An 18,474-nucleotide genomic window follows, 5' to 3' on the forward strand; every position below is an offset into this window, starting at 1 on the left:
GCATGCAGACTCGTGCCGCACCGCCCAGCCACCCGCTCCGCCGCCAGCTCAAGCTGACGCGCGCCGACCGCGCCGCCAACGCCCGGCGCGCCGAGGACAGCGACGTGAAGCTCTTTGCGCTGAGCTTCACCGCTTTCTTCGTCTGCTTCTACACCTTCCTGCTGTAGGGCGGGACCGGAGCCGTCGCCCAAGCGAAGGCTGGGGCGGCGTGCGGCGCCTGCGGTGCGCTGCTCCGGGCAATCCGGCTTTCGCTGGCATGATGATCGTCGCAGCGAAGTCCGCCTGATCTCGGCGTCAATCGCACGCCAGATGAAGCCGGCGGGCGATCCACGCCGAGATCAGGCACATGCCCGCCACCACCAGCAGCATGTCGGCCGGTCCCACGCCGAGCGCGGTGAGGGCGATGACCGCGGCGGCGCCGACCACCATCGCGCCGGCGTTGACGACATTGTTCGCCGCGACCGTCCGCGCGGTCTGGTCCTTGGTCACCGTCGTCGTCAGGAAGGCATAGAGCGGCACGACGAACATGCCGCCGGTGGTCGCGATGCCCATCAGCGTGCCGAGCACGATCAGCGACTGCGGATGGCTGACGAAGTGCCAGACATTGTAGAGGCTGCCCGGCGGCGCCGGGATCCACAGCCGCGATTCGATCGAGAAGGCGACGACGAACAGCGCCATGCCGATCACCGAGATCGGCGAGTACTTCGCCGAAATCTCCGACTTCAACATCGAGTTGATGATGACCGATCCGACCGCCACGCCGATCGAGAAGATCGCGATCATCAGACTCGCGACGCGCTCGTCGGCAGTCAGGACGTTCTTGGCGAGCGGGGGGAAGACGACGATCAGGACAGCGCCGATGGTCCAGAAGAAGCTGATCGCGCAGATGGCGAGGAACAGCCGGCGGATGTGCATCGTCTGGCGGATCAGCCGCCACGAGGCGGTAAGGGGATTCCAGTTGAGCTTGAGCATCGGCCCGACGCGCGGCGCCGATGGCACCTGTCGCCCTGCGGCGAGCCCGACCAGCGCGACGACGATCACCAGCGCCGCCGCCGCCTCCACGCCGATCCAGCCCGCCGTCACCGTGCCGAGCAGGATCGAGAGATACGTCCCCGCCTCGACCAGGCCGGTGCCGCCCAGCACCTGATCCTCGTCGAGATGCTGCGGCAGGATCGCGTACTTGATCGGCCCGAAAAAGGTCGAGTGGATGCCGAGCATCAGCACCGCGCCCAGCATCATCACGATGCCCGGCGTCGCATAACCGTGCTTGGCGATGATGAGGCCGGTCGCGCCGAACATCATGATCCCGACCTCGGCCAGCTTGACCAGCCGGATGATGCCCGCCTTGTCATAGCTGTCGGCAAGCTGTCCCGACAAAGCCGAGAGGAAGAAGAACGGGAGGAGCGACAGGCCCGTCGCCAGCGCGTTGAAGTTCGATTCGACCGCCGGATCGTTGAAGATCTGGTACGTCGCGAACAGCACCATCGCGGTCTTGAACAGATTGTCGTTGAAGGCGCCCAGGAACTGCGTGACGAACAGGGGCAGGAAACGGCGCTCCTTGAGCAATCCGAGCGCGTTGATCATGCGGGGGGCTACCGGCCTTGTTGGGAGACGCGAAACGATCGAGGCCGGAGGTGTAGCCGCAAGGACAGGGGCGCTCAACCCGCTCGCACGGGCGCATGCGCGGTGTTAGGGGAAGGGCGATGCTGACACTGCCCAACATCCTCACCCTGTCGCGGATCTTCGCGGTGCCGCTCCTCGTCGGCCTGCTCTGGTGGCCGCAATGGGCGGCGGGGTATGCCATCGCTTTCGTCCTCTACTGCGTGGTCGGGTTCACCGATTATCTCGACGGCTATCTGGCGCGGTCGCAGGGGACGGTGTCGAAGCTCGGCATCTTCCTCGACCCCATCGCCGACAAGATCATGGTCGCGGCGGTGATCCTGATGCTCGCCTCGACGCGCGACATCGGCGGGGTGCATCTGATCGCGGGGCTGATCATCCTCCTGCGCGAGATTATGGTGTCGGGACTGCGCGAATTCCTGGGCGGGCTGCGCGTGTCGGTGCCGGTGTCGCGCCTCGCCAAGTGGAAGACCGCGCTTCAACTCGTCGCGCTGGGGGCGCTGATCCTCGCGGGCGCGGTGCCCGACTGGGGCTTCGTCCGCGTCGTCGGGCTTGCCAGCCTGTGGAGCGCGGCGGTGCTGACGCTGGTGACGGGCTGGGATTACCTGCGCGTCGGCCTTCGTCACATGGACAGCTGATGGCGATCGAGATGCTCTATTTCGCCTGGGTGCGCGAGGTCGTGGGTACGGGCAGCGAGCGGATCGATCCGCCCGCCGGCATCGAGACGCTCGGTGCGTTGATCGACTGGCTAGCGGATCGGAGCGCGGCGCATGCGAACGCTTTTGCCGATCGCGAGCGGCTGCGTGCGGCGATCGACCAGTCGTTCGCGTCGCCCGACGCGCCGATCGCGGGGGCGAGGGAGATCGCGATCTTCCCGCCGGTGACGGGCGGATGATCCGCGTCCTCGTTGCGGCCGAGCCGATCGACGTCGCCGCCGAGCTGGCCAGCGTCGAGGTCGACGGGGCGGGCGGGATCGCGAGCTTCATCGGCCGCGTGCGTGCCGACGATGGGGTAAGCACGCTCGAGCTCGAACATTATCCCGGTATGACCGAGGCGGCGTTGCGGAGGGTAGCCGAGGGCGCGCGCGATCGCTGGGGGCTGGCGGCGGTGACGATCGTCCACCGGGTCGGTGCGATACTGCCCGGCGAGCGCATCGTGTTCGTCGCGACGGCCGCCGTGCATCGCCGCGCGGCGCTCGACGCCTGCGCCTACTGCATCGACCGGCTCAAGACCGACGCCCCCTTCTGGAAACGCGAGGTGACGCCCGAGGGTGCGCGCTGGGTCGAGGCGCGGGCGGGGGATGCCGCGCGGGCGGCGGATTGGGGATAGATCGGCCTTCCGCCGTGCCGATCTGACCTCCGATAATTCCGAGCAGCCGGTGTATCGAAGTCGCGTTTCGAGGGACGGTCGCGCGCGATATCTCGAGAGGAGTCCGTTCGACTACCTGCCAAGGCAGGCGCTCAGGACAGGCTTGCGCCTCGCGACGCGACCCGGTTTCTGCTCGGCTCAACGGAGGGCGTCGCCCCAGACATCAAAAGGGCGCCGCATTTCTGCGACGCCCTTTGTTCAGGCCAGAACCCGGAAGCTTACGAGCCCGCGCCCGAGGTTTCCGCCGCGGGCGCGAGCTTGGGCACCACCACGCCGTTGACGACATGGACGACGCCGTTCGAGGCCATCACGTCGGGCTGCGCGACATAGCTCTTGTTGCCGCTGGCATCGGTGAGCGCGATCGCCGCGCCCTCCTCGGCGACGGTCAGCGGGCTGCCCTCGACCGTGGTGAGCGTCGTTTTGCCGCCGCCTGCCTTGATCTGCGTGCGCAGCTGCTCGAGCGTTACTTTCCCGGGCACGACGTGATAGGTCAGCACCTTGGTCAGCGTCGGCTTGTTCTCGGGCTTGAGCAGCGTGTCGAGCGTGCCGGGGGCGAGCCGCGTGAACGCCTCATTCTCGGGCGCGAAGACGGTGAAGGGACCGGGGCCCGACAGCGTGGTGGCGAGGTCGGCGGCCTTCACCGCGCTGACCAGCGTTGACAGCTTGGGATTGCTCATCGCGGTGTCGGCGATCGTGCCGCTGGCGGCAGCGGGCGTCGCGGTCGGGGCCGCGGTCGTCGTCGTCGTCGAGGTCGCGGCCTGACCGGCCATCGGCTGCTGCTGCGCCGCGGTCGGTGCGGTCGGTGCCGTCGTCTGCGCCATCGCGAGGCTCGAGGTCGCGGCAAGGCCCGCAAGGGCGACAATGGAAAGGCGGTTCATAGAACGTCTCCAGCTGCTGGAACGAAAAATCGGGGTGCGCGCCGCGGCGGGGGGAGGGGGGAGCGACACGGCGCGCGATTGATCTACGTTTCAGCGCTTGGATGGTTTCCGCTACCGTCCTTTGTCCGTAATTTCAGCGTCCTCGCCGCGCGCGGCGGCACGCAGCACGCCGGCGAGCAGGCGATAGTCGCGCTCGCGCGGGCTCGCCTTGCGCCAGACGAGCGCGATGCGCCGCTCGGCACGCTCGGCATCGATCGGTCGCGCATCGATATGCGTGCCGCGAAGGATCCCCGCGCCGATCGCCATCTCGGGCAGCATGGTGACGCCAAGGCCGTTCTCGACCATCTGGACGATGGTATGGAGCGAGGTGCCGAGCATCGCCGCCTGTCCGCGCAGCTCCGACGTCGCGCACACGGCGAGCGCATGATCGCGCAGGCAATGCCCGTCCTCGAGCAGCAGCAGCCGCGTCTCGTCGATATCGTCAGCCATGACCGGACCCGAACCGGGCAGCGTTTCGGTTTCCGGAAAGGCGACGAACAGCCGGTCGGCGAACAGCGGCTCGACCTCGACCTCGCCGCAGGCATAGGGAAGCGCGAGGAGCACGCAGTCGGTCCGGCCCGAATGCAGCGCCTCGCACGCCGGCCCCGTTGGCTCCTCGCGCAGGAACAGCTTGAGCTCGGGATACTGCCTTCGCAGTTGCGGAAGGACTTGCGGCAGGAGGAAGGGGGCGATTGTCGGGATGACGCTCATCCGCATCTCGCCGGTCAGCGGTCGCCCCGCCGCGCGGGCGATCTCCCCCAATTCATCGGCCTCGCGAAGCACCCGGCGCGCCTTGTCGGCGATGCGCTCGCCGAGCGGCGTGAAGCGGACGACGCGGCGCGTCCGCTCGACCAGGGTCACGCCGATCAGTGTTTCGAGCTCGCGGATCCCCGCAGAAAGCGTCGATTGCGTGACGTAGCAGGCGTCGGCGGCGCGGCCGAAATGCCCGGCGTCGCGGAGCGCCACCAGATACTGGAGCTGCTTCAGCGTCGGCAGGTAGGTCGTCATGGCCGACAGATGGATTGATCGGCTCAGTCGATCAAGCGCCGCGGAAACGCTGATTGGAAAAGAAGGGGTGGATCGGTCTAGCTGCAGTGCAGCGCAAACGGTGCCGCAGCGCACCATGCGCCTCCCCTTAACGACCATAACAGGAGGCATTTTCATGCTGACCGTCGGCGACAAGCTCCCCGAATTCACCGTTCCCGTCCAGCAGGGCATCGACGCGCTGCCCGCGGGCGAGACGCTCAGCCACGACGCCTTTCCCGGCAAGTGGAAGGTGCTGTTCTACTGGCCGAAGGACTTTACCTTTGTCTGCCCGACCGAGATCGTCGGCTATGCCGAGCTGAAGGGCGACTTCGAGGATCGCGACGCGGTGCTGATCGGCGCCTCGACCGACACCGCGCACGTCCACCTGGCGTGGCGCAAGTCGGACCCGGACCTCGCCAAGGCCGACTTCCCGTGGATCGCCGATAACGGCGCGGTGCTGGCCAACGCGCTCGGCATCCTCGACAAGAACGAGCATGTCGCGTTCCGCGCGACCTTCATCATCGATCCCGACAACGTCATCCAGGCGGTGCAGGTTAACGGCCTCAACGTCGGTCGCAACCCGGCCGAGACGCTGCGCGTGCTCGACGCGCTCCAGACTGACGAGCTGTGCCCCTGCAACTGGAACAAGGGCGACGACGTGCTGAAGGTCGCCGCCTGATCTCCCGGGCGCGCGCCTCGGCGCGCGCCCGCCATTTTCCGTCACCCCAGCGGAAGCTCAGGTCTCCCTGTGACGGGCGACCGCAGCTTGCGCTGGGGTGACGCGCTTCTGCAAAGGATCGCACATGTCGCTCAAGGAATTCGCGTCGGCGCTGCCCGACTATGCCAAGGACATCCGCCTCAACGTCGGCTCGCTGCTGAACGAGGCGGGGCTCGACGACCAGCGCAAATACGGCACGATCCTCGCCTGCGCGCACGGCACCGGCTACAAGCCGCTGGTCGAGGCGGCGGAGGCCGAATGCGCGGCCAAGCTGTCGCCCGAGGCGGCGAACGCCGCGCGCGCGGCGGCGGCGGTCATGGCTATGAACAACGTCTATTACCGCTTCACGCACCTCGCCTCGAACGAGGAATATCGCACGATGCCGGCGAAGCTGCGCATGAACGTCATCGGCGCGCCGGGGATCGATAAGATCGACTTCGAGCTGTTCAGCCTCGCTGTGAGTGCAATGAACGGCTGCGGTATGTGCATCGACGCACATGAGCGCGTGCTGCGAAAGGGTGAGGTTTCGGCCGCGAACGTGCAGGATGCGGTGCGCATCGCCTCGGTGCTGAAGGCGGTCGCGACGATCCACGCGACGCTTTGATCTGATCCAGCTTACGCCGGATAGGCGGCACCAGCCGCTCTCCCATCAAGATACTCAGTGAGTGGCCGGGTGGGGGGGCGAGCTGGTGCCGCCCCTGCCGTCAGGCAGTGAAGAACCGATAGATGCTGAACAGGCTGGTCGCGGTCAGGACGACGCCCACCAGCACCAGCAGCGTCTTGGTCGGCACGCGCTTGGCGATCATCGCGCCGAAGGGCGCGGCGACGACGCCGCCGATCAGCAGACCAAGGACCGGGTGCCAGAAGTCGGGGCCGAACCCCCTGGTACCGATCCCGATCAGGAAGGTGATCGAGATCGACACGGTGAGGAAGAACTCGACCGAATTCACCGTGCCGATCGTCGTGCGCGGCGTGCCGCCCTGGACGAGCAGGTTGGAGGTCACGACCGGCCCCCAGCCGCCGCCGCCCGCGGCGTCGAGGAACCCGCCGGCAAGGCCCAGCGGCTCGATGATCTTCGGCTCGCGCTCGCGGTGCGGGGGATAGCGAAGGCCCCGCCACAGCAGATAGACGCCGACGCCCGACAGATAGGCCATCACGAACGGACGCGTCACCGAGGCGTCGATGGAGGTGAGGAGATAGGCTCCCGTCACCCCGCCGAGAATGCCGGGGATGAGCAGCCGCCAGAACAGCTTCCAGTTGACGTTCCGGTGCAGCGCATGGCTGATCCCCGAAACTCCCGTCGTCGCGCATTCGACGAGGTGGACGCCCGCCGATGCGGTGGCGGGCGGCACGCCGATCACGCTGACGAGCAACGTGCTCGAGATGACCCCGAACGCCATGCCGAGGGCGCCGTCGACGATCTGCGCCACCAGGCCCACCGCGACATACGGCAGCAATTCGGCAAACTGGAGCCCCTCGAACATGCGCGTCCTTGATTGAAGAGTGCGACGGTGGGGATTGCCGCCCGAACCGGCGCGAAACAAGACAGTTCGGGTTTAGCGCGGACAAGCGCGGTCGGTTCCGCGCTTGGAATGATCGACGCCGCATCCTACATGCCGCTCTTCGTGGCTAGGGGACACGCCATGCTGAGGGCGCTTCGCGTCTATCTCGATTCGATCCGCGCGCGCGATCCGGCGCCGCGGTCGCGGGCCGAGATACTGCTCTACCCGGGCGTCTGGGCGCTCGGCTATCACCGTATCGCCCACGCGCTGTATCGGCGCGGCTGGTTCTTTGCCGCGCGCCTGGTCAACCACTGGTCACGCTGGCTGACCGCGATCGACATTCATCCCGGCGCGACGATCGGACGCAATTTCTTCATCGATCACGGCTTCACCGTCATCGGCGAGACGGCGGTGATCGGCGACGATGTGACCATCTATCAGTGCGTGACGCTGGGCGGGACTAGCCCCGACAACGGCGTCGCGGGCAAGCGGCACCCGACCCTGCTCGACGGCGCCATCATCGGATCGGGCGCGCAGGTGCTCGGCCCCATCACGGTCGGCGCGCGCGCGCGGGTGGGCGCTAACGCCGTCGTGACCAAGGACGTGCCCGAGGGCGCGACGATGGTCGGTATTCCCGCCAAGTCGACGCTGGTCGAGGCCGAGACCTATCAGAAGTCGTTCATGCCCTATGGCACGCCGTGCAGCCAGATGTTCGACCCCGCGACGCAGAAGATCGAGATCCTGCGCTGCGAGATCGAGACGATGCGCAAGCGGCTCGACGCGCTGGTCGCCGAGGAAGAAGAGCGCCGTAACCGCGCGTGACGGGAGAAGTCGTCTCGCTCGCCGCGCGCCGGCTGCCGCAGATCGGGTTCGAGCGACTCGAGCTCAACCGGATCCTGGATCTCTACGGCCGGATGGTCGCGGCGGGGCACTGGCGTGACTATGCGATCGAGCTGGGGCACGACGCGGCGGTGTTCGCTGCGTTTCGCCGGGCGGCCGAGCGGCCTGAGGTGCGGATCGAGAAGCGTCCGGCGCTTCGCCAGCGGCAGGGTATGTGGGCGCTGGTGAGCGAGAGCGGCGCGGTCCTGAAGCGAGGGCATGACCTGGCTGGGGTCCTGGCCCCGCTCGAACGCCGGCTGATGAAGATCGTCGAGGACTGAATCGCTCCGCCACCCCGGAAGGAGCCCGGGGTGACGGCATGGATCAAACCGTGGCCGGCGGCAGGCGCGTCGCCATCCCCTCGCCGAGCAGGCTTACCACCCGCCGCCGCATCGGTTGCCAGAAGGCCGAGAGCGTCAGCAGCGCCGAGCCAATGACGAGGCCCGTGAACGCCGCCCCCAGCTCGACCGCGCCGGCGCTGCGGAACAGCTCGTAGAGCGCGAACAGGACATAGGCGAGGCTCGAGACGAGCAATGCGCGGCGATCGACCGCGAGCGCCACGATCGCGAAGCCGAGATAGAGCGCGATGACGAGCGCGGCGATGGCCGGCCCCACCGGCCCCTCGAACACGCCGAGCAGGTGGAAGATCGGGTGCGCGATCAGCGGCGCGGCGGCAAGGTGGAGCCAGAAGGCGACGTCGCTCGCCCGCGTCGTGCGCGCCCGGTCGCGAATGTCCCAGCGCATCGCCAGCGCAAAGATGGCGAGCCCTGCGGCGAGAACGAGCGGAAGCGCCGCCTCGTCGATGCCGGGAAAGATCGCGAAGGCGAGGCCGACGACCGCGCCGGTCAACGCCAGCGCACCCGCGGCGACGGTGATCGGCACCATGAAGCGTCGCCAATGCGCCCAGGCGGCGGCAAGCCCGAGCAGGCCCACGCCCGACAGGATCAGCGCGTTGATACGCTCGCCAAAGTTGGGCTCGAGCGTCGCCAGCGCACCGATTGGCGCAGCCACCACGCCGCCCACGAACGCGCCGAGCAAAAGAATGCTGGGCAGCGCCATCCGGCGGCGCCGGGTGAAGTATTCCGCGAGCAGCCAAGCGGCGACGGCGACGCCCACCCCGCCCATCGCCATCGTGATCGCCGCGCCGATCTGCGCGATCGCGGCAAGCAGCAGCGCAAGCGCCACCGCGACGAAGATGTCGTTGAAGCCGGTGAGAAGCCGGAAATGCTCCTCGTCGACGGCGGGGGCGTTGCGCTGCGCGGCAACGTGCGCTCGCAAGGCGAGAGCGGCGGCGGGGCTGAGCGCCCCCGCCGTGACCGCAGCGTCGAGATCGGATTCGCTGTACATGGCTTCCCTCCTGTATTGCTTGACTATGACACCACTGCCATAGCCTTGCAATACACCCGAAGGGTTCAGCGCTCGACCGTCACCGTGCCGGGGTGATGCTTGTCAAGGTGGCGGCGGATAAGGCGCAGGTTACGCGTGTTCGACCGGAAGAAGAAGTCGGGCACGATGCCGATGCCGGGGATCAGCCCCAGCGCCCAGTCGACGCCGACATTGCCCGCCATCCGCGCCATCGACAGCTTCGACATGCCGACATTGCGCGCTTCCCACAGCATATAAGCGCCCGCCACCGCACCGACGAAGCTGCCCGCGACGGGAACGAGGCCGAGCATGACATCGAGGCCCACGGGGCGGTTGATACCGGGGATGACGACGGCGCGTTCCATCACACGCTCGATCGCCTCGACACGGGCGCGGACCGACTGGGGGTCGCGCTTGAGGGGGAGGCGATCGAAGATCGTAGGGTCGATGCGGCGGGTCTGTGCCATGCTACCTAAGTGGCCCCGCCGCGCAGGTGATTCAATGGATGCCAGCCGCGCGCATTGCCGCGCCATTCGCGCAGCCGTAGCGCCACCAGCGACCAGCGCAGCGGCTGGGCCAGCGGGATGAAGGCGACATCGCGGACCATTGCCGCATCGGCCTCGGCAAGGAGGCGGCCGCGCTCGGCGAGATTGCCCGCCTCGCGCGCGCGGGCGAGCGTGTCCGCGATCGGCTGTGCGCACGGCTGGCAGGCCATGCGCAGATACCAGCGCGCGCTGCCATAGGGCGCGACCTCATCGACGAGGCGAAGGTCGGCGCGTGTGTCCGGCGCCACGCGCCGCGCGAGAATGCCGACGCCGGCAAGATCGGCGGTCAGCCGCGCCGCCAGCCGGCTTGCCCCCGGCCCCTCGGGCATGGCGATGGTGAGTTCGGGAGCGACGCCGCCATTCGCCGCGCGCCATTGGGCGACGCGCTGCTGCGCGGCGGCCCGGCGAGCGTCGAGGTCGAAGGCGAGCCAGGGCGGGCGCGCCGGGTCGACGATCGAATCGAGCGGATCGGGCAGGATCGTCTCGGCCGCGGCCCAGTCGGGCGCGAAGTCGCGCGTCAAAGCGGCGCGATCGATCGCCATCGCCACCGCCTCGCGTCGCTCGGGCGCGGCGAGGAAACCGGTGCGGCGCGCGACCGACAGGCCGAACAACCCGCGCGCCGGATCGAGCCGCCGATTGGGCGGCGACACGTCGGCCATATCGACCAGCGGCCAGTCGGCGAAGGTGCCGCCGATTACATAGTCCGATCGGCGCTCGCGAAAGCGCAGGATCGCGGTGGCGGCGCGCTCGGCACGGATCTGCACCAACTCGGCCGCATCGGGGGCGTCGGCGGCCTCGTCGGCGGCGGCGGGGTCGTAGCCGGGCCGAAGCAGCGGGGCATCGCCGGCCTGCTCGACGCGGAAGGGGCCGCTGCCCCCGCCTGGACCGGGGATTGCCAGCTCGGGCTGGGCGAACAGGGGCAACAGGTCGGGACACGGGCCCGACAGCCGCACCTCGATGACGAGCGGTGTCATCTCGACCACCTCGTCGATCGCCGACAGATGCGGGCGCAGCGGATTGCGGCGATTGCCGATCGCGCGGCGCAGGCCCGCGACCACCTGCCGCGCGGTGACGCGGCTGCCGTCACCCCATTGGGCGTCGGCGAGGCGGAAGATGTAGCTGCGCCCCTCGTCGATCACGATCCAGCGTTCGGCGAGGCCCGGCTCGACCTGTCCGGCCGCGTCGAAGCGGACGAGCCCTTGCGCGGTAGAGGCGGCGAACAGCGCGGCGGGAAGCGGCAGCGGATCGCCCGCGCGCGCGGGCAGGCGCGGCGCACCCGAACCGATCGCGCTCACCACCACCGGCACGTCGTCGGGCCGCCGGTCGCAGCCGGCGAGCGCGGCGAGGATCAGAAGGGGGGCAAGGCGGCGCATTGGTTCGGCAGGGCAACGATCCGGAACGACAGTCGCTCCCGCTTAGAAACTGCTTTCGACGCCGACCCCGGCGGGCAGGCCGGTGAAGGGGAGCATCGACGCGCCGTCGGGCGTCAGGGTGACGCGATAGCTGCCGTCCTCGCTCACGCTTGCGTCGATCAGCGTTCGCCGCCGCTGCGCGATTGGGGCGAGGCGGATGCGGCTCTCGCTGCCGACATGTTCGGCGACCAGGATCATCGCCGGGGTGGGGACGGGCGCGCCATCGGGTGTCCTGCGGCAGGCGCCGGGGTCGATCGTCGCCTGCCCCTCGACCAGGCCGCGACCCGGCCCGATCGTCAGGCGCGGGAACTCGGCCTGCATCGTCAGGTCGCAGGCGAAGCCGAGATTGGGGAGCAGCGCCGATAGGAGCGAGCCGTTGGCACTACCGCTGACCGCATCGAGCCGCACACCGCCGGGCCGCAGGATCGCCTGCCCGCCGAGATCGGTATCCTCGCCGCTCGCGCGCCAGTCGACCGCGAAGCCGAGCGAGGTGAGCGAGCGGAGCGGCGCAAAGGTCCAGCGGACGATGCTGCCGCCCGCAACGCCGACCTCGCCCGACCATATGGTCCCGGCGACGCCGGTGCGCCACGGGCGGTTCTTGATGAAGACGCTTGCCGGCATCGTCGCCAGCATCGCGATCGCATAGGCGGCTATGCCGATGCTGCCGAACAGGATAAGACGCCGACGTGCCGCACCATCTGCCCCGGGGAGTCGCGCCGCTGGATCGGCGGGCCGCGCTATTGTTTCTGCGATCGTCCCTCGTCGCAGCAGCGTCTGCATCCGTGGTTTCCCCTGTCTGGGCAGCGAAGACCGACAAGCGGCCGGTCGCCCTGCTGATCCCGCGCAGCGGACCGCGCGCCGCGCTGGGCACTAGCATGGAGCGGGCAGCGATGCTCGCTGAAAACACGCCCGGCCGGCTGATCGTGTTCGACACCGGCGGGACTGCCGCGGGCGCTCAGGTGGCGGCGGTCGCGGCGATGAAGCGCAAGGTCGCGATGATCCTCGGGCCGCTGCTCGCCGAGGAAGTCGGGCCGGTCGCGGCGGTCGCGAACGGGGCGGTGCCGGTGCTCGCCTTCACCAACGATCCGGGCGCGCGCGCGCCGGGCGCCTTCACCCTCGGCATCACCGCGCGGCAATCAACGGGCGCGATCCTTCGCTATGCGCGCTCGCGTGGCGTGCGGCGGGTGGCGACGATCGCCGACGGCTCGCGGTGGGCGGTGGCGGCGGCAGAGGCGGCCGCGGCGCTGCAGGGCGAGCTCAACCTCGACGTCCGGCGGATCGACGTGGCCGCGGGCCAGCCGCTGCCCGCGGCGGGCGACGCGCCCGATGCGGTGCTCATCCCCGGTGGCGGCGATCCCGTCATGGCGGCGGCGCGCAACCTCAAAGACACGGGCATCCAGCTGCTCGGCACGGTGCAGGCGCTCGATCACCGGCCTGCGAGCCTTGCGGTGCTCGACGGCGCGTGGCTGGCGAGCCCCGACCCGGCGGCGTTCGCTGCCTTTTCGCAGGCGTTCGAGGCGCGGATGGGCGGCGATGCCGGGGTGATCGCGGCGCTCGCCCATGATGCGACGGCGATCTCGAAGCAGCTGCGCGAGAAGAACGCCTTGAACCGTGCCGGGCTGCTCGCAGAACCCGGCTTCGACGCCGCGACCGGCCCCTTGCGCTTCCGCGAGGACGGCAGCGTCGCGCGCGACATGGCGATCGTCGTCGCCGGGCCGGAGGGCTATGCCAAGGTCGCGACCAGCCGCGGCGCGTGAGGGCGTGACCGCCGCCAACACGAATCGGGTGACGGCGCAAGAAGCCGGCTTCACGCTGATCGAGCTGATGATATCGCTTGCGCTGTTCGCGCTGATCGCGGTGGCGGGGCTGGCGCTGGTCGACTCGATCCTCGGCGTCGAGGGGCGGACGGCGGCGCGGCTCGACGCGCAGGGGGCGATGTCGCGGGCGATGTACGTGCTGACCAACGACGTCGACCAGATCGCGCGCGGTCGCATCGTGTCGAACGGGCACGAGCTGATCTTTACCCGCGCCGCGCCCGGCCTCGGCGGACCGCCGGTCGAGATCCGTTGGATCCGGAGCGGCGATACGCTGGTCCGGCTGGTCGGCGGCGCGCAGCAGGTGGTGCTGCCGGGGGTGAGCCGGCTCGACGCGCGCTTTCTCGATGATGGCGGCTGGCGAGCGGCCTGGCCGCCCTCGGAAGAGCGTGCCGAGGATTGGCCGCGCGCGGTCGAGATGACGATCGGGCTGGGCACGCGCGGCACTCTCCGCCGCGTCGTCGCGCTGCCTGCCCGCCCGGCGAGCGGGCCATGAAGCCGATCCGCGCGGGCGAGGAGGGGCTGATCCTCGTCAACGTCCTCCTGTTCGTGGCGATCGCGAGCGGCCTCGTCCTGCTGATGGTCAATCGAGAGGAACTGGCGCTCGACGGGGCGCTGCGCATGCGAGAGGCGTCGCGGGCCGCGGCGATCGTGCGCGGCGGCGAACTGTCGGCGCTGACGGCCCTGCGCCGCGATGCCGAGGACGCGCCCGAGGTCGATCATCGCGCCGAGCCCTGGGCGGCGGTCGCGCAGCGCAACATCCCGATCGAGGGCGGCGGCAGCTTCGACCTTGCGGTCGCCGATGCCGAGGGGCGCTTCAATATCAATAATGTCCGCTCGGGCGAATCCTCGGCCGTCATCCTGTTCGAATCGATCGCGCGCGATGCGGGCATGACGCCCGAGCAGATCGTCCAGGCGATCGGCTATGTCCGCGCCGCCGGCCCCGTCACCGACCTCAGGCCCATCCGCCTCGCCGGGCTCAATCCCGCCACCGCCGACCGGCTGGGGCGGATGGTGACGGCGCTGCCGGTGCAGACGCAGATCAACCTCAATGCCGCGGGGCGCGAGCTGATGACGCTGTTGCTGCGCGATCCCGTCGCGGTCGAGCGGCTGCTGGCGGTGCGCGAGCGCAAGGGCTTCCTCGACCGCGACGACCTGTCGCGCGAGAATCTGATGATGCCGCCGGGACTGCGCCTCGCCTCCGACCACTTCTGGGTGCGCACGCGCGCGAGCGTCGGTTCGACCAGCCAGCAGGGTGCGGCGCTGATCGAGCGGCGCAAGCGCGACGACGGCACCCGCGAGACGGTGGTCGTGGAGCGGTGGCGCGGCGCCGCGATGCCGCCCGACGTGCCGGAGTTTCCGGCGGCGCGCTGAGTGTTTGCTCAAGCCCAACCCTTGAAAGGGAGGGGCTTGAGGAATGACCCCCGCTCCCGCTACGCCTGCCCTCATGGCGATGACTTACGGCGAGTATCTGGCGCTGCCGACGCTGTTCGATGCGCAGCGGCCGATTTCGGACCATCCCGACGAGCCGCTGTTCATCGCGATGCACCAGACGCAGGAATTGTGGATGAAGCAGGGCATCCACGAGCTGCATCAGGCGCTCGCCCTGCTTCGTGCCGACCGCCTGCCAGAGGTGTACAAGGTGCTCGCCCGCGTCAGCCGGATCCAGGCGGTGATGACGTTGTCGTGGGATGTGCTCACGACGATGACGACGACCGATTACCTGCGCTTTCGCGGCGTGCTCGGCAGCTCGTCGGGGTTCCAGTCGGACCAGTTCCGCACGGTCGAGGTGATGATGGGCTTCCGCGACGGCCCCCGCCACGGTCCGCAGACCAAGGCCGCCGCCGAACAGCCCAGCCTGTGGGACGAGGCCAACATGGCCGCGGCGCGCGCCGGCCTGCCGATGCCGGAGGCCGCGCTAAGCCGCGACTGGTCGGCGCCCTACACCCCCGACCCGGGGGTCGAGGCGGCATGGGCGACCGTGTACCGCGACGAACGAACCTGGTGGCCGCTCTATCAGCTCGCCGAGAAGCTGGTCGATTTGGACGAGGCCTTTGCGACGTGGCGGCACAAGCATTTGCTGACCGTCAGCCGCATCATCGGCCACAAGCGCGGGACGGGCGGCACCGGCGTCCATTATCTCGAATCAACGCTCCCCAAGCGCGCCTTCCCCGAACTCTGGTCGCTGAGAACCAGCCTGTGACGACGAGCTACAAGCATCTGTTTCAGCGTTCTCTCGCTGCCAACCCCGATCGGCTGCACATGGCTGCGCACAGCCATCACCTGTGGCCTGACGCCAGCTGGCTTGGCCATCAGGCGGCGTGGGAGGATGCCGCTCGGCTCGCCGACACCAAGTGGAAGCGCGTGATGGAGGAGATGTGGCCCGCCGGACAGGGTCATGTCGCGCGCGAGCTGGCGCTGCCCGATCCGTCGACCGTCTGCTTTGCCGGCAACACGCATGATTTCCTGATCCGTATCGTCTCGGCGATCCCGCGCCGGCCGGTCCGCATTCTCGCCACCGCGGGCGAGTTCCACAGCTTCACGCGCCAGGTCGCGCGCTGGGTCGAGGCGGGCGACGTGGTGCTCGAAACCGTCGAGGCCGACGATGCGCTGGAGGCGCGGCTGGTCGAGCGGGCGCGGTCGGGTGAGCATGACCTGATCGTCGTCAGCCATGTCACGTTCGGCACCGGCCGCGTGTTCGGCGCGCTCAGCGACCTCGCCGCCGTCGCCGCGCCGGAGGGGCCGTGGGTGCTGGTTGACGGCTATCACGGCTTCATGGCGGTCGAGACCGACTTCTCCGCCTATGCCGGCGCGCTGTTCTACACCGCGGGCGGCTACAAATATGCGATGGCGGGGGAGGGCGTTGGCTTCCTTCACGCGCCGCCCGGTTACGCGATGCGCCCGGCGGTGACCGGCTGGTACGCCGCATTCGACGACCTGACCGCGCCGCCGGGCGGAGTCGGCTATGCCCCTGACGGCCGCAGGTTTCTCGGCGCGACCTTCGATCCGTCGGGGCTATACCGCTTCGTCGCGGTGCGCGACATGCTCGCGAGAGAGGGGCTGTCGACCGCGGTCATCTCCGCGCATGTCGCCGACCTGCGCGACCAGCTGATCGGGTCGCTCGACAAGTCGGCGCTCGGCGATGCGGAGATCGTCAATCCGCCGGGGTCGATGCAAGCCCGCTTCCTTGCGCTCAGGAGCCCCCGCGCGGCCGACTGGCAAGCGGCGTTGCTCGCGCGGGACGTCTATACCGACGTGCGTGGCGACGTGCTGCGCATCGGGCTCGGCCTCTACCACGACGCCCGCGACGTCGAACAATTCTGCGAGATCGCAACAAAGCTATAGCCGGGCTGGCCTTTGGCGCACGAAAGCTGCATAGGGCGCGCCTCCCGACTCTTGAGGAAGCGTCCCGATGCCCGCCTATCGTTCCCGTACCACCACCCATGGCCGCAACATGGCGGGCGCGCGTGGCCTCTGGCGCGCGACGGGGATGAAGGACGAGGATTTCGGCAAGCCGATCATCGCCGTCGCCAACAGCTTCACGCAATTCGTGCCCGGCCATGTCCATCTCAAGGATCTCGGTCAGCTGGTCGCGCGCGAGATCGAGGCGGCGGGCGGCGTCGCCAAGGAATTCAACACCATCGCCGTCGATGACGGGATCGCGATGGGCCATGGCGGCATGCTCTATTCGCTGCCCAGCCGCGAGCTGATCGCCGACGCGGTCGAATATATGGTCAACGCCCACTGCGCCGACGCGATCGTCTGCATCTCCAACTGCGACAAGATCACGCCGGGGATGCTGATGGCCGCGATGCGCCTCAATGTCCCCGTGGTGTTCGTGTCGGGCGGGCCAATGGAAGCGGGCAAGGTCGTCGTGAAGGGCAAGGCGCGCGCGCTCGATCTGGTCGACGCGATGGTCGTCGCTGCCGACGACAGCTACACGGACGAAGAAGTTGCCGCGATTGAACGCTCGGCCTGCCCGACCTGCGGCAGCTGCTCGGGCATGTTCACTGCCAATTCGATGAACTGCCTGACCGAGGCGCTGGGCCTCGCGCTACCCGGCAACGGCTCGGTGCTGGCGACCCACGCCGATCGCGAGAAGCTGTTCCGCGAGGCGGGGCACCTGATCGTCGACCTCGCCAAGCGCTATTACGAGCAGGACGACGAGACCGCGCTGCCGCGCACCATTGCCAGCCGCAAGGCGTTCGAGAATGCGATGAGCCTCGACATCGCGATGGGCGGGTCGACCAACACCGTGCTGCACCTGCTGGCCGCCGCGCAGGAGGGCGGCGTCGATTTCGGCATTACCGATATCGACCGCCTCAGCCGCCGCGTGCCCGTGCTGTGCAAGGTCGCGCCCGCGGTCGCCGAAGTGCATATGGAGGACGTCCACCGCGCTGGCGGGATAATGGCGATCCTCGGCCAGCTCGAGCGCGGCGGGCTGTTCGACGCCTCGCTGCCCACCGTCCATTCGGCGACCTTCGGCGACGCGTTCGACCGCTGGGACGTGTCGCGCACCAACTCGGAGGAGGTGCGCCAATTCTATCGCGCGGCGCCCGGCGGCGTGCCGACCCAGACCGCGTTCAGCCAGAGCGAGCGCTGGGAGGAGCTCGACACCGATCGCGCCGGGGGCGTGATCCGGTCGGTCGAGCACGCCTTCTCGAAGGACGGCGGCCTTGCCGTGCTGTTCGGCAACCTCGCGCCCGAGGGCTGCATCGTGAAGACCGCGGGGGTGGACGAATCGATCCTCACCTTCCGCGGCACCGCGCATGTGTTCGAAAGCCAGGACGCCGCGGTCGCCGGCATCCTCGGCAACATGGTCAAACCCGGAGAGGTCGTGCTGATCCGCTACGAGGGGCCGAAGGGCGGGCCGGGGATGCAGGAGATGCTGTACCCGACCAGCTACCTGAAGTCGAAGGGGTTGGGCAAAGCCTGCGCGCTCGTCACCGACGGCCGCTTCTCGGGCGGCAGTTCGGGGCTGTCGATCGGCCATGTCTCGCCCGAGGCGGCGGAGGGTGGGCTGATCGGACTGGTCGAACAGGGCGATCCCATCGTCATCGACATTCCCAACCGCCTGATCGCGATCGACCTGCCCGAAAATGTGCTCGCCGAGCGGCGGGCGGCAATGGAGGCGAAAGGGGCCGCGGCGTGGAAGCCGCTCGGCCGCAAGCGCGAGGTGTCGGCGGCGCTGCGTGCATATGCGGCGCTCACTACGAATGCGTCGCGCGGGGCGGTGCGAGACGTGGGGCAGGTGGAGCGTTAAAGCTATCCTCCCCCCTGGAGGGGGAGGATGCGAAGACTTGGCGGC

At 69.1% G+C, this 18,474-nt stretch carries 22 protein-coding genes; 14 read left to right on the plus strand and 8 right to left on the minus strand.

Going from position 1 to position 18,474, the window contains the following annotated elements:
• The first annotated feature begins 2 nt into the window (after nt 1-2).
• Complete coding sequence (locus COC42_RS17670) at nt 3-167, plus strand: hypothetical protein (RefSeq protein WP_176484631.1); 165 nt, start codon at nt 3-5, stop codon at nt 165-167.
• A gap of 127 nt (nt 168-294) precedes the next feature.
• Here COC42_RS17670 and COC42_RS10165 read toward each other — a convergent pair whose 3' ends face one another.
• The gene (locus COC42_RS10165) at nt 295-1,584 is read right to left on the minus strand and encodes an MFS transporter (RefSeq protein WP_096343247.1); all 1,290 of its coding nucleotides are present in this window, start codon (nt 1,582-1,584) and stop codon (nt 295-297) included.
• 119 nt (nt 1,585-1,703) lie between these two features.
• Here COC42_RS10165 and pgsA point away from each other — a divergent pair, with 119 nt between their 5' ends.
• From pgsA to COC42_RS10180, 3 genes are read left to right on the plus strand one after another with little or no spacing between them, the layout of a single operon-like run.
• Entirely contained in the window at nt 1,704-2,258 is a 555-nt protein-coding gene (pgsA, locus tag COC42_RS10170; protein ID WP_096343248.1) for a CDP-diacylglycerol--glycerol-3-phosphate 3-phosphatidyltransferase, read from the plus strand.
• Complete coding sequence (gene moaD / locus COC42_RS10175; RefSeq protein ID WP_096343249.1) at nt 2,258-2,515, plus strand: molybdopterin converting factor subunit 1; 258 nt, start codon at nt 2,258-2,260, stop codon at nt 2,513-2,515. The genes pgsA and moaD overlap by 1 nt, the downstream gene beginning before the upstream one ends.
• Nucleotides 2,512-2,949 (plus strand): molybdenum cofactor biosynthesis protein MoaE, encoded by a 438-nt coding sequence (locus COC42_RS10180; RefSeq protein ID WP_096343250.1) that lies wholly within the window; start codon nt 2,512-2,514, stop codon nt 2,947-2,949. The genes moaD and COC42_RS10180 overlap by 4 nt, the downstream gene beginning before the upstream one ends.
• A 257-nt stretch (nt 2,950-3,206) precedes the next feature.
• On the opposite strand, the gene COC42_RS10185 is transcribed toward COC42_RS10180, so the two are convergent.
• Both COC42_RS10185 and COC42_RS10190 read right to left on the minus strand, forming a co-directional pair.
• Nucleotides 3,207-3,866, minus strand: a complete 660-nt coding sequence (locus COC42_RS10185) for a fasciclin domain-containing protein (RefSeq protein WP_096343251.1) — start codon at nt 3,864-3,866, stop codon at nt 3,207-3,209.
• Nucleotides 3,867-3,977: 111 nt separating this feature from the next.
• Entirely contained in the window at nt 3,978-4,913 is a 936-nt protein-coding gene (locus COC42_RS10190) for a hydrogen peroxide-inducible genes activator (protein WP_096343252.1), read from the minus strand.
• A gap of 154 nt (nt 4,914-5,067) precedes the next feature.
• Between COC42_RS10190 and COC42_RS10195 the strand changes: the two genes are divergently transcribed.
• A complete protein-coding gene (locus COC42_RS10195) occupies nt 5,068-5,610 on the plus strand; it encodes a peroxiredoxin (RefSeq protein ID WP_096343253.1) in 543 nt (180 codons plus the stop codon).
• 124 nt (nt 5,611-5,734) lie between these two features.
• Nucleotides 5,735-6,253, plus strand: a complete 519-nt coding sequence (gene ahpD, locus COC42_RS10200) for an alkylhydroperoxidase, AhpD family (RefSeq protein ID WP_096343254.1) — start codon at nt 5,735-5,737, stop codon at nt 6,251-6,253.
• A gap of 100 nt (nt 6,254-6,353) precedes the next feature.
• On the opposite strand, the gene COC42_RS10205 is transcribed toward ahpD, so the two are convergent.
• Nucleotides 6,354-7,133, minus strand: a complete 780-nt coding sequence (locus COC42_RS10205; RefSeq protein ID WP_096343255.1) for a sulfite exporter TauE/SafE family protein — start codon at nt 7,131-7,133, stop codon at nt 6,354-6,356.
• A gap of 159 nt (nt 7,134-7,292) precedes the next feature.
• Between COC42_RS10205 and epsC the strand changes: the two genes are divergently transcribed.
• Both epsC and COC42_RS10215 read left to right on the plus strand, forming a co-directional pair.
• Nucleotides 7,293-7,973: a serine O-acetyltransferase EpsC gene (gene epsC / locus COC42_RS10210; RefSeq protein ID WP_096343256.1), complete on the plus strand. Its 681-nt coding sequence runs from the start codon at nt 7,293-7,295 to the stop codon at nt 7,971-7,973.
• Entirely contained in the window at nt 7,970-8,311 is a 342-nt protein-coding gene (locus COC42_RS10215) for a DUF2794 domain-containing protein (RefSeq protein ID WP_096343257.1), read from the plus strand. Before epsC ends, COC42_RS10215 begins: the two co-directional genes overlap by 4 nt.
• Nucleotides 8,312-8,354: 43 nt before the next feature.
• On the opposite strand, the gene COC42_RS10220 is transcribed toward COC42_RS10215, so the two are convergent.
• The 4 genes from COC42_RS10220 to COC42_RS10235 all read right to left on the minus strand — a co-directional run bounded on the left by COC42_RS10220 (nt 8,355) and on the right by COC42_RS10235 (nt 12,132).
• Entirely contained in the window at nt 8,355-9,377 is a 1,023-nt protein-coding gene (locus COC42_RS10220; protein WP_096343258.1) for a hypothetical protein, read from the minus strand.
• A gap of 65 nt (nt 9,378-9,442) precedes the next feature.
• Nucleotides 9,443-9,862, minus strand: a complete 420-nt coding sequence (locus tag COC42_RS10225) for a DUF4112 domain-containing protein (protein ID WP_096343259.1) — start codon at nt 9,860-9,862, stop codon at nt 9,443-9,445.
• A 5-nt stretch (nt 9,863-9,867) separates the two neighbouring features.
• Nucleotides 9,868-11,313 carry an ABC transporter substrate-binding protein gene (locus COC42_RS10230; protein ID WP_096343260.1) on the minus strand — a complete coding sequence of 482 codons (1,446 nt, stop codon included), beginning with the start codon at nt 11,311-11,313 and terminating at the stop codon, nt 9,868-9,870.
• Between the two features lie 42 nt (nt 11,314-11,355).
• Nucleotides 11,356-12,132: a type II secretion system protein N gene (locus tag COC42_RS10235; protein ID WP_245844033.1), complete on the minus strand. Its 777-nt coding sequence runs from the start codon at nt 12,130-12,132 to the stop codon at nt 11,356-11,358.
• A 2-nt stretch (nt 12,133-12,134) separates the two neighbouring features.
• Here COC42_RS10235 and COC42_RS10240 point away from each other — a divergent pair, with 2 nt between their 5' ends.
• The 6 genes from COC42_RS10240 to ilvD all read left to right on the plus strand — a co-directional run bounded on the left by COC42_RS10240 (nt 12,135) and on the right by ilvD (nt 18,429).
• On the plus strand, nt 12,135-13,109 hold the full coding sequence (locus COC42_RS10240) for an ABC transporter substrate-binding protein (protein WP_245844034.1): 975 nt from the start codon (nt 12,135-12,137) through the stop codon (nt 13,107-13,109).
• A 4-nt stretch (nt 13,110-13,113) separates the two neighbouring features.
• Nucleotides 13,114-13,662, plus strand: a complete 549-nt coding sequence (locus COC42_RS10245; protein WP_245844035.1) for a type II secretion system protein GspJ — start codon at nt 13,114-13,116, stop codon at nt 13,660-13,662.
• Nucleotides 13,659-14,540: a type II secretion system minor pseudopilin gene (locus tag COC42_RS10250; RefSeq protein WP_096343263.1), complete on the plus strand. Its 882-nt coding sequence runs from the start codon at nt 13,659-13,661 to the stop codon at nt 14,538-14,540. The genes COC42_RS10245 and COC42_RS10250 overlap by 4 nt, the downstream gene beginning before the upstream one ends.
• 73 nt (nt 14,541-14,613) lie before the next feature.
• Nucleotides 14,614-15,369 carry a tryptophan 2,3-dioxygenase gene (locus tag COC42_RS10255; protein WP_096343264.1) on the plus strand — a complete coding sequence of 252 codons (756 nt, stop codon included), beginning with the start codon at nt 14,614-14,616 and terminating at the stop codon, nt 15,367-15,369.
• On the plus strand, nt 15,366-16,511 hold the full coding sequence (locus COC42_RS10260; protein WP_245844036.1) for an aminotransferase class V-fold PLP-dependent enzyme: 1,146 nt from the start codon (nt 15,366-15,368) through the stop codon (nt 16,509-16,511). Before COC42_RS10255 ends, COC42_RS10260 begins: the two co-directional genes overlap by 4 nt.
• Before the next feature lie 67 nt (nt 16,512-16,578).
• Nucleotides 16,579-18,429 (plus strand): dihydroxy-acid dehydratase, encoded by a 1,851-nt coding sequence (ilvD, locus tag COC42_RS10265; RefSeq protein ID WP_096343265.1) that lies wholly within the window; start codon nt 16,579-16,581, stop codon nt 18,427-18,429.
• Nucleotides 18,430-18,474 lie beyond the last annotated feature (45 nt).

This window comes from Sphingomonas spermidinifaciens, assembly GCF_002351485.1.
In the GTDB taxonomy this organism is placed as follows: Bacteria; Pseudomonadota; Alphaproteobacteria; order Sphingomonadales; family Sphingomonadaceae; genus Sphingomonas; species Sphingomonas spermidinifaciens.

Coding starts and splice junctions, on each gene's coding strand:
- ilvD (WP_096343265.1), top strand. CDS start 16,579: ATGCCCGCCTATCGTTCCCGTACCACCACCCATGGCCGCAACATGGCG.
- COC42_RS10250 (WP_096343263.1), top strand. CDS start 13,659: ATGAAGCCGATCCGCGCGGGCGAGGAGGGGCTGATCCTCGTCAACGTC.
- COC42_RS17670 (WP_176484631.1), top strand. CDS start 3: ATGCAGACTCGTGCCGCACCGCCCAGCCACCCGCTCCGCCGCCAGCTC.
- epsC (WP_096343256.1), top strand. CDS start 7,293: ATGCTGAGGGCGCTTCGCGTCTATCTCGATTCGATCCGCGCGCGCGAT.
- COC42_RS10225 (WP_096343259.1), bottom strand. CDS start 9,862: ATGGCACAGACCCGCCGCATCGACCCTACGATCTTCGATCGCCTCCCC.
- COC42_RS10205 (WP_096343255.1), bottom strand. CDS start 7,133: ATGTTCGAGGGGCTCCAGTTTGCCGAATTGCTGCCGTATGTCGCGGTG.
- COC42_RS10230 (WP_096343260.1), bottom strand. CDS start 11,313: ATGCGCCGCCTTGCCCCCCTTCTGATCCTCGCCGCGCTCGCCGGCTGC.
- COC42_RS10185 (WP_096343251.1), bottom strand. CDS start 3,866: ATGAACCGCCTTTCCATTGTCGCCCTTGCGGGCCTTGCCGCGACCTCG.
- COC42_RS10180 (WP_096343250.1), top strand. CDS start 2,512: ATGATCCGCGTCCTCGTTGCGGCCGAGCCGATCGACGTCGCCGCCGAG.
- moaD (WP_096343249.1), top strand. CDS start 2,258: ATGGCGATCGAGATGCTCTATTTCGCCTGGGTGCGCGAGGTCGTGGGT.
- ahpD (WP_096343254.1), top strand. CDS start 5,735: ATGTCGCTCAAGGAATTCGCGTCGGCGCTGCCCGACTATGCCAAGGAC.
- pgsA (WP_096343248.1), top strand. CDS start 1,704: ATGCTGACACTGCCCAACATCCTCACCCTGTCGCGGATCTTCGCGGTG.
- COC42_RS10165 (WP_096343247.1), bottom strand. CDS start 1,584: ATGATCAACGCGCTCGGATTGCTCAAGGAGCGCCGTTTCCTGCCCCTG.
- COC42_RS10220 (WP_096343258.1), bottom strand. CDS start 9,377: ATGTACAGCGAATCCGATCTCGACGCTGCGGTCACGGCGGGGGCGCTC.
- COC42_RS10195 (WP_096343253.1), top strand. CDS start 5,068: ATGCTGACCGTCGGCGACAAGCTCCCCGAATTCACCGTTCCCGTCCAG.
- COC42_RS10235 (WP_245844033.1), bottom strand. CDS start 12,132: ATGCAGACGCTGCTGCGACGAGGGACGATCGCAGAAACAATAGCGCGG.
- COC42_RS10255 (WP_096343264.1), top strand. CDS start 14,614: ATGGCGATGACTTACGGCGAGTATCTGGCGCTGCCGACGCTGTTCGAT.
- COC42_RS10190 (WP_096343252.1), bottom strand. CDS start 4,913: ATGACGACCTACCTGCCGACGCTGAAGCAGCTCCAGTATCTGGTGGCG.